Source organism: Arthrobacter sp. TB 23, from assembly GCF_000294595.1.
Lineage (GTDB): Bacteria > Actinomycetota > Actinomycetes > Actinomycetales > Micrococcaceae > Arthrobacter_D.
In genome coordinates, this window is record NZ_ALPM01000113.1 from 1 (window position 1) to 6,187 (window position 6,187).

Sequence of the window (6,187 nt, forward strand, 5' to 3'; positions counted from 1 at the left end):
TTATGTGAGTTTCGCATCCGATAATGGGTGCAGGAGGAAATTCACTTTTATGGCACGTAGACATACCCCTGATCAGGTCATCGCGAAGGTCCGTCAGGGCCAAAAGATGCTCAACGATAGACGGCCGATGATTGAGGTCGTGAAGGAACTGCAGGTCACCGAGGCGACCTGGTACCGGTGGGTGAACCAATACGGTTCCGAGCACAACGCCGGCCAAACCAAAGCGGTACGGGAGCTCGAGAAAGAGAACGCCCGGCTGAAGAAGCTGGTTGCGGAGAAGGAACTGACCATCGACATTCTCAATGAGGTGGCGAAGGGAAAATTCTGAGCCCCGAACCTCGCCGCCGTGCAGTGCGCATGGCGCAGGAGAAGTTCGGGGCGTCCGAAAGACTCGCCTGCAAGATCCTGGGCCAGAACCGGTCCGCCCTGCGCAAGGCACGGCCGGTGGCCAGCTTCGAAGACCACCAGCTACGGGCCGATCTGCGGGCTATTGCGGGGAAGCACCCGACCTGGGGTTGGCGGAAGGCACGCTGGCACCTCCTGGGCCAGCAACAGTGGGTTGGGGTGGCACTGAATCCGAAGCGGGTGCGCCGGCTGTGGCGCCTCGAGGGACTCACCTGCAAACCCAAGGCAAGGAAGAAACGCCGCACCGGGCCCGGGGCTGGGGAGCAGAAACGGCTAACTGCTCAGTATCCGATGCATGTGGTCAGCTTCGACTTCCAATCCGATGTGACCTCCTGCGGGCGGCATGTGCGGTTTTTCAACGTGATCGATGAATACACCCGTACCGCGCTGGCGATCATCCCGCGGCGGTCTTTCACCGCGACGGATGTGGTCGCCGTGCTTGAGGACATCATCGCTGAAACCGGTGTCGTCCCGACCCATGTCCGCTCCGATAATGGGCCGGAATTCACTGCCGCAGCACTGATCAGCTGGTGCCAAACCGCCGGCGTGGAGACCGCTTTTATTGACCCGGGGTCGCCGTGGCAGAACGGGTACGCCGAGTCATTCAACGCCCAATTCAGAAGGGAACAACTCACCGGAGAAATCATCGACACCTTGGCCGAAGCAAAATACTTAGCTGATGAATGGAAACAGATCTACAATCATGAACGGCCCCATGGATCCCTCGATGGAATGACACCGTCGGCTTACTGGGAAAACTGGACCGCAGGAAACCAACTAGCTATCGCATAGCCACTGGACTGCTAACGGGGGCCCAACCAGTACCAGTAACTAAAGGTGACCGGTTACATAACTAAATGGTGTTTCTGCCAGCGATGCTGTCGTAGTCCTGCGATAGTAGGAAAAGTGTGGCTACTTGGCTGAGATGACGGAGAAACTAGTGACTCAGGGCTTACGAATGTTCGGACTGGTGTGATGGTCAATGGGTCTCTTGACGAGGCGTCCGATGGCCAAAAACTAGTCTCGCTGCTTGTTGGATCGCAGTCATGGGTTCACCGGCGCGTGGATGCACTGAGATTGGGCGGGGACGGAACTACCCGGCTCCATGTTTCGCTCGACCTAACTGTGCCAGCAAACCTTCGTTTGTCACGACCGGGCAAGCGAATGGCTGTCCCGCTTGCTCTCATGGAGAAGGTTCCCCTACGACATCTCGATACGGAGGATTGGTCTGGGAATTCTATGAGCGTTCTGGACTCTCGACTTAATAGCCAATACACATTGGAGTTCTTGAAGGCACTGGCACCGGAATGGGTCCAAGAGGATCGGGCGTGGCGAGCCGTTCAAGGGGTTCTGAGCGACCTTGTGAAGAGCGAGCGGGGCCTAGAGGCTAGACGGGTCTGGATGCGGCTCGTAGCCCTGATTGAGAGGGTGCAGGGTCGTAGGGGCCCTCTTACAGAGAACGAGTTTCTTCAGTACTCAATTTTCGCCAGCATTGCGTATCAGATGGGTCAGCACTTCCTATTTATGGTCGAGATCAGTGACGAGCGCGTTGAGACTCGCACCATCTTGAAGTACTCGCTTGATCAAGAGGCTCCATTGACTACGCGCGACCCAAGTAAGCGCGTGCTCTTCAAGGTGAAAGTACCAGACATCGGATTTGCTGAAAGCCAGCACATAGCTGTTGAGGTGCCCGATGGTGTAGTGCTGGAGAAGATGACGCTTGAAGGGACAATATTTGAAGGCGATGTACAGGACGTGTGGGCCAGTGACGAACCGAAAAGGCGTCTACAGGGAACGGCGGGTCATATTACGATTCGCCCAAGTTCGAGGTTCTTAAAAGGCGAGCTTCTGGTATGGGTGGTCCCGGCGAAGCAAGGTCTATATAGATTCGCAAAAGTAAGCATTGTCATGGTCACGATTGTCGTCGGGGCGACGTGGTGGGTTCGGCATGACTCGGCGTTCCTATTGGGGAACGTGCTAATACCTTCGCCAGCGGCCTCCATCCTTTTGCTAGGTCCCGCTCTGCTGTTGTCGTGGTTCAGCCGCACGACGGAGCATACGTTGCTCGCGAAGGTGCAGGGGCCATTGAGACTAGCGTTGCTTGGAACTGCGCTAGCATTGCTCGTCTTGGCGGTACTCGCAGCGATTCCGGTAAGCGCATCTGTCTGGAATCTTGGATGGGTTTTGGCTACCTGCATACAAGGAGTAGCGTTCCTGCTCCTCGTCTATTTCGTGGGGGACCTTGGGCGAAGGACAATCAGAAGTGCAAAATTTTTTATCAAATGCTTGAGAACACTGTCATCATGGACGCGTACAATATTCTCATCGGGAGGAGAACTTGATGGAGCACATCATGAAGGTGAGTAGCGGGATAGTTGGACCTAAGCGAGGTACCTTGCGAGCCCGTGGAATCGCGCCGCGACCGAATTATGTAATCAGACCAGCGGCAGGGTCGCTCGTTGGGGACGTTCCGAGCCTTCGGGACGACAGGGATAGGACGAATGAAGTTGTCGCACGTTTACTAGCGTCTTCAGGTGCGAATCGAACGGACCGTTCAAAGTAGTCGTGCAAAACCAATGTGGACGCCGAACCGGCGTCCACATTGATCGTGATGGTCTCTTCGGTTGGCAGGGTGCGCTCCGGCCCTGCCCGACAAATCCCTGCAAGACTATGGAACTATGGCGCTCCAATGGTTATTGATCCGATCCGCAGCGCGTGTGGCGTAATCTGCGTGGCTTCCGGAATAAGCGTTGGTAGTTGACACATCCGAGTGCCCGAGAATCGCTCGCACGTCGTGAAGAGGAACGCCCATGGTCAGCATATTTGTAGCTGCCGTGTGTCGCAGATCATGGAAACACATACTCGGCTTCCCGATTGATATGCGGATTCGGTCCCAGTTGAGTGCTCGCCGCAGATTGCTTCCCCGGATTGTGGAGCCGCTGGGTGTGGTGAGGAGTTGCGCGCTTGCTGATTTGCCCCGCATTGCATCGTTCAGAGCAGGTATCAGCGCGTCGGGTATAGGAGCATTTCTACAGTTCTTCCCTTTAGTCGGACCAATCACCAATTCGCCATCATCATCCAGATGGTACGCCCGGTTCACCGCTATCCTCTTCGTCACCAGATTCACATCGCTTACTCTCAACGCTGTGGCTTCATTGAATCGCACGCCGGTATGAAGAAGCGTCTGAATGAAACGGTCGTACTCGGGCTCTTGGTTTTGCATGGTGGCCAGTAGGTCGGCTTGCTGTCGGCCCGTAAGCGCGCGCTCTCCCACGTTTGTTGCTGAGGTCACTTTTGGACGCTTTATATCCTGAACCGGGTTCCTGTTGATTCTCTTCTTTGCCACGGCTTTGTCCAGAAGTTGCGATAGGTAGGCCAACGCGCTGCATACCGTGGAGGGTGTAGCGGTTTCGAGCCAGCTCTGTACTATCTCGTCAACCACATCCGACGTAATGTCGCCGAGCTTGTATCCACCGAGATCGGGCATGATACGAATTCTCCACGCTCGGTCGTAATCCCGCACGGTATTAGGCATAAGGTCCGATCTCACCACGGCTGATTGAACCTCTGTCCGGAACTCGCTGAGCGATACCTTTGCCCGCTTGCCCGGAGGCGGGTTGCCTTGAGCGATTTCTACTTTAAGGGTCGCCAGACCCTTCTTAGCTGCTGCAAGAGTTTGATAACTCTTCGACGTTGAACGCCACGACCCATCGGCCTGCTTTACTTCTTGCTCCACGCGGTAAGGCAGATTGGGTCGTTTGGTGAGGTATCGAATGCCAGCAGGGAGAACGTTTCCTTTGGGATCAATCCTTGGAGGTTGTTTCTTGGCAACTTGCTTTGTACTGCGGTCAGTTGCGGGCGGGGACAACAGGTGGCGACCGTCGGGGTCCGTTCGCAAGACTGTTGCAAACGACTCTGATCCAGATAGATTCTCCCGTTTGTACAACCTTCGATAGTTGAATAGATCGATAACAGCGGCCATTCCATCGGTAGGTTCTTCTGTGATCATGGTGTTACCTCCGTCTTGATTGCGATCCAAGCATCGATATTCTCGCGAGTCCAACGGAGGTTTCTGCCCACCCGTGTCGCTGGTGGGAAGTTTCCTCTCTTGCGGAGTCCTCTAGCGCTATCGGACGATATTCCCAGAATTTGGGCGGTCTCGGCAAGCGACAGAAGATGGTTTGTCGGCTTGTGTGAATGCAACCTGACAACATTGGACACAGATTTCCCCTTTGGAAATTATGGGTCTGTGGCTTCGTTGTAGTTACTTGACGTTGTTGTGTAGACGGAATTCTGTATTCCGCGCCCGTGATTTAAGTGAATGCTTCTTTTTGACCCGAACGCTAATTACGTTCAGGAAAAACATATCATCGAACCGTAAAAAGAAATGAGAGGTTCTCTTGAGGCGAAACACGGTCAGTCGTAGTCATTACCATCTGCAACATGAAGTTCAAATAATACTCCCTATTATTTTCGATGATCATCCTTCATTAACCATGCATCGGAAAGAACTATACGAAGAGTGGCTAGTAAACATGTGGTGCAGTAGTCCATGTAGCGTAGATTGCACCTGCCTCCTTACAGCTTAGGATGTGTTGAAACGTGGCAGCAGGCCGGTCTCGACGTAGACTTCGATTGGGTTTAGATTCGGTTCCCGAGGGTTTGTGCGCGGGGTGTGAGTCGGGCGTACCGCAGCAGCCCCAAGGACAGGTGACCACATGCCGGAGAGGCTGACAACCGCTCAGCGAAGTGCCAATATGGCGAAAATTCGCTCCACCAACACAAAGCCGGAGATGGCCGTCCGGAGGATGCTGCATGGGGCAGGGTTTCGTTACCGTCTTCACGATCAGCGACTACCCGGAAAGCCCGATCTGGTATTCCCATCGCGCAAAAAGGTCGTATTTGTGCATGGATGTTTTTGGCACCGTCACTCCTGCCCCGCAGGGCAGAAGGTCCCCTCGACGAACCGAGAGTTCTGGCAGAAGAAGCTGAGCCTCAACCATGAACGAGACACAAGACAGCTTGACGGTCTCGCGCAATTGGGATGGATTGGGTTCGTTGTTTGGGAGTGTGAGCTGAAGGACCCCGACGAAGTCCTTCGGGCCTTGAAGAGATTCCTAAATTCGGCTGACGGCGACGCTTAGGGCCGGGGACTGCTGAAGGTTTAGTTGACAGCTGGGGTTGATAGTTTGCTATGCGGCTGTGACCGCGTTGTTTATTGTCTCAAACTCGATCGGGGTTAGCCGGCCGAGGGTGCGTTGCCGGCGTTTTCGGTGGTAGGTCCGCTCGATCCAGGTCGTGATGGCGAGCCTGAGCTCGGCCCTGGTTTCCCACCGTTTCCGGTTCAAGACGTTCTTTTGCAGCAGCGAGAAGAACGATTCCATCGCAGCATTGTCACCGCACGCGCCCACCCGTCCCATTGATCCGCTCAGCCCGTAGACGTGCAGGGCGGAGACGAATTTCCTGGATCTGAACTGGGACCCTCTATCGGAGTGAACTACCGTACCCGCGGGTTTTCTGAACGAAACGGCATGGTCCAAGGCCGCTACTGCCAGGGACGCTTTCATCCGCCCGTCCATGGAATACCCGACGATCCGGTTCGAGTGCAGATCTTTGATGGCACAGAGGTAAAGCTTGCCTTCGTCCGTGGGGTGTTCGGTGATGTCGGTTAACCATTTCTGGTTCGACGCCGCCGCAGTGAAGTCCCGATCGATGAGGTCATCGTGGACCGGCGGGCCGGTCTTGATCCCGGATCTGCGCCGACGGTGGATCACCGACAGGA

The 6,187-nt window shown here is 55.1% G+C and carries 6 protein-coding genes; 3 read left to right on the forward strand and 3 right to left on the reverse strand.

All coding sequences use genetic code 11. The annotated features are described in order from the left end of the window. The first annotated feature begins 49 nt into the window (after window positions 1–49). Window positions 50–1,197 (forward strand): IS3 family transposase gene (locus B384_RS0114995; protein ID WP_156808958.1). Its coding sequence is split into 2 segments (ribosomal slippage): window positions 50–323 and window positions 323–1,197, totalling 1,149 coding nucleotides; the frame shifts between segments, so codons are not numbered across the junction. A 486-nt stretch (window positions 1,198–1,683) separates the two neighbouring features. Then, window positions 1,684–2,772: a hypothetical protein gene (locus B384_RS0115000; RefSeq protein WP_237715334.1), complete on the forward strand. Its 1,089-nt coding sequence runs from the start codon at window positions 1,684–1,686 to the stop codon at window positions 2,770–2,772. A 301-nt stretch (window positions 2,773–3,073) separates the two neighbouring features. Here the strand turns inward: B384_RS0115000 and B384_RS20290 are convergent, their stop codons facing one another. Together B384_RS20290 and B384_RS21520 are read right to left on the reverse strand one after the other, a co-directional pair. Continuing rightward, entirely contained in the window at window positions 3,074–4,414 is a 1,341-nt protein-coding gene (locus tag B384_RS20290; protein WP_083850967.1) for a tyrosine-type recombinase/integrase, read from the reverse strand. After that, entirely contained in the window at window positions 4,411–4,626 is a 216-nt protein-coding gene (locus B384_RS21520) for a helix-turn-helix domain-containing protein (protein ID WP_083850968.1), read from the reverse strand. Before B384_RS21520 ends, B384_RS20290 begins: the two co-directional genes overlap by 4 nt. Window positions 4,627–5,123: 497 nt before the next feature. Between B384_RS21520 and B384_RS0115010 the strand changes: the two genes are divergently transcribed. Next, window positions 5,124–5,549 carry a very short patch repair endonuclease gene (locus B384_RS0115010; protein WP_019483916.1) on the forward strand — a complete coding sequence of 142 codons (426 nt, stop codon included), beginning with the start codon at window positions 5,124–5,126 and terminating at the stop codon, window positions 5,547–5,549. A gap of 48 nt (window positions 5,550–5,597) precedes the next feature. Here the strand turns inward: B384_RS0115010 and B384_RS0115015 are convergent. Further along, window positions 5,598–6,187 (reverse strand): IS3 family transposase (locus B384_RS0115015; protein ID WP_019482389.1); only part of this gene is annotated, 590 nt, incomplete at its 5' end.